This window comes from Aeromonas sp. 1HA1, from assembly GCF_029237385.1.
GTDB classification, from domain to species: Bacteria; Pseudomonadota; Gammaproteobacteria; order Enterobacterales; family Aeromonadaceae; genus Aeromonas; species Aeromonas popoffii.
Genome location: NZ_JAACGC010000141.1, coordinates 1 through 2,932 on the forward strand (window position 1 = coordinate 1; position 2,932 = coordinate 2,932).

Annotated in this window: 2 protein-coding genes; both read right to left on the reverse strand. The window is 49.0% G+C overall.

What is annotated here, in order from left to right:
- Window positions 1–453: 453 nt before the first annotated feature.
- Window positions 454–2,067 (reverse strand): TnsD family Tn7-like transposition protein, encoded by a 1,614-nt coding sequence (locus tag GWQ22_RS21095; RefSeq protein WP_275919812.1) that lies wholly within the window; start codon window positions 2,065–2,067, stop codon window positions 454–456.
- A 55-nt stretch (window positions 2,068–2,122) separates the two neighbouring features.
- Entirely contained in the window at window positions 2,123–2,746 is a 624-nt protein-coding gene (locus GWQ22_RS21100; RefSeq protein WP_275931574.1) for a hypothetical protein, read from the reverse strand.
- Window positions 2,747–2,932 lie beyond the last annotated feature (186 nt).

The following is a 2,932-nucleotide window of genomic DNA, read 5'->3' on the forward strand; positions in this document are numbered from 1 at the left end:
CGAACAGGGATTGCAGGCTGGAGCTCACTCTGGGAAGGCTGGCAAACACTGCAAAGTAAACTGGACGGCTTTATTGCCGCCAAAGAGATGATGGCTTCGGGGATCAAGATCTGATCAAGAGACAGACTTTCATCTGCAAGTGCCATACCCGCTAGCCCATTTGGTCTCAATGCCGTTCTGGTGAGATGAATATTTTCGAGAAAAATGGTTCTGGCTAATTCCAACAGAGACACAACAACTCTAACAGAACCATCAGTCAATACCGCCAGGTTGCGGCCATGCTGATCATTGAACCTATAAAGTGTTCCATCAGTGATGAATTTATATGTTTGTTGATTGCTTGGTGCTGATCTCTTCTTGTTATCGTAGGTGCTGTTTTGAACCAACATTGGAATGAGCTCTGCCGGAATCTGGCTCTCTGCATGCCCCTGAAACTGAACTCGAATGAGGGGCCTAATCTTTTGGTTCAGTATCTTTTGGGTACTGATTGGGCCGATTGCTATAAGAGGTTTTCCCGTAGGAAAGTGCTTGAGCTCTCTGCCAGGCTGGGATGTCCAGTCGGAGAATTTCCCGCGCAGGTTTTCGGCAACGTTGACGGCTGAGGCCAGCAATTCGTTCAATCTCACAGATGGGCCTTAAATACTCATTATTATCAATTAGTTGATCCATAACACAGGCCAGCCTGCGAGTCTGGTATTCATCTACAGATTCGCTATATCGATCAAAAAAAAGCTGACAAAGCGGTAGCTTGTGCAGCTTTTTATCGATCAAACCTTTGACCCCGATCTGGTTACTGAACCACGCCCTAGAGCGACGCGGGCCCTCAAGCTTGTTTTGACATGAGGATTCAACTGCAAGTAGTCGTCTGACAGTAATGAGATCCCTTTTTTTCCAATCAACTCTCTGATTAACATAGTGCTTGATCGGCACTGGTTTGTGCACTTGCAACCATTGATGATCATATCGGTAAAGCCATGAGTACAAACGAGCCCCCTCCCTGTTCGCCCTGATTTGTTTAAGGTCAGGGTACGCTCGCCCCATGCTCAACCAACCAGTCCGATACTCAACACAACGGCTCTGAGCCTTGCTGGAATAATACCTAGCAGGAGTAGCGGAACCATGTTGCAACGTCGCCACAAATTGAAAAACATCCTTGATATCACCAAGATCTGGCTTTAAGGCACTCCAACAGACCAAGTGCTGTAGATAAGAAAAAGGTCGACGATGTTTACGAAATATCATCGTGAGCCAGTCATCATCGGCGGCTAGGCGACCCAACCCCTGTTTTTCCAGCCATCCCAACCCCCAATAATGAGTAACCAAGTCATGGATGGCTTGATGATGGATCCGATGGCCGTGCGCAAATCCCAATTCGGTCGCCAATCGATGGTAATAACAGCTCCATTTATCAAGCAGGCCCACATCCGGCATCCCGGATACAGGATTGAGAAGTTGCTGCACCCACTTCGCCAGCCTGATTTGCTGATCACTGGCCATTACCCCAGCCACCGGAATGGCTCTCACCATATCAGCTGCACCAACAAGGTGATGCCGATGTTCTGACTGCATTGGCAACTTGGTATCCAGCAACAGACAACCGTGCAAGGGACAACACTCAACGCCAGGGCACTGGAACAAGCGCTGCCAGAACGCGTAGCCATACAAACTTGATTGATGATGCCAACACAGGGGACAAATCTTGAAACTTACAGGCCAGAGTAAAATTGATGCGTTTACTCCCGTCCGCAGCAGGCTGTGATTTTGGCGATAGCCACTCAAATCACCGACGAGTTGCTCATAGGTGCGGCGACCAACAAAAGGGCGAAATAGAGGTAGTGGGCTATGTGACTCAATGACCTGGCGCGTGGTGGCAGGCCAAAGGTGTCCCACCCGTTTTAGTAGCTGATGGACATGCCCCTGAAACAAGGCGGAAGGAACAACCAGGCGCGAATCAAACAGCAGATCTAGAGCAACTTTATCCTCAGTGATCCCTTGTCTGGTCACAAAGCGCGCCAATATGCTACTTAGCAATTCATCCGGATGTGGGACAGGAAACTGCCTAAGCATGACAGGCAATCCTTGGTAGCAGGACTGCTATAAATATAGCAATACTGGCGATGCTTTATAAATATGCGGCTAACTCAATGATGATCCCTACCTGTTTCAGATTCTGGTAGCTCAGTAAAGGGTCGTCATCTCTTAGCTGACGCAAATCATTGTCCAAATAGACAGGGCATAGTGGTTCGGCTTTAGGCTTCACAGGCTTGCCAAGGGGAGCCTTTCTCTCTTGCAAGTTTCTGATGTGAGCCACCAGACCAAATAGATCTTCCTCCGGTTTTTCTGCAATAGTCTGCTCTGCTACGAGCGGGGCTATGTCTTCACCCAGTCCCATTTGCACCAACATTTTTGCCAGTTTGGATTGTTTCGTCTCCTTTCTGTCCCCCACACCAGCATCGTTCGCACTAAGAGTATCGGGGCCAGTCTCTGGTACTTGTTGCCCAAATATACGGATCGAGTCCCTGGATATATCCAGATCGGCGTATTGCAGGATTTTATCTTCCCGACCACTTCTGAGGGCATTGATCATGGGGTGTATCATCGAGAGCTCTTCATTGAACACCTTGGTGACCAGTACTTTGTCTATGACCTCCCGCCCCGCCATCACGGCACGCGCCTGGCAGAGATAGAACAAGGAAACTGCTATATGGGCTATGCCCTGGGTATACTCCCAGAACAGATCACGCATAGGTTGAGTCAATGGTGTCGGAGAGCGGAACCACTGCAGCTTCCACAGGCGTTTGATGAAACGTAAGCGCCCCTGAATCAGCACCTGTTTTTACTGAGATCACCTCGGCACACTGAAACCCATCGTATCTACGTTGGGATTTCCGCTATGACCACTCAAGAACGCGTTGATTTTTGGCAGCGCCAG

Coding starts and splice junctions, on each gene's coding strand:
- GWQ22_RS21100 (WP_275931574.1), bottom strand. CDS start 2,746: ATGCGTGATCTGTTCTGGGAGTATACCCAGGGCATAGCCCATATAGCA.
- GWQ22_RS21095 (WP_275919812.1), bottom strand. CDS start 2,067: ATGCTTAGGCAGTTTCCTGTCCCACATCCGGATGAATTGCTAAGTAGC.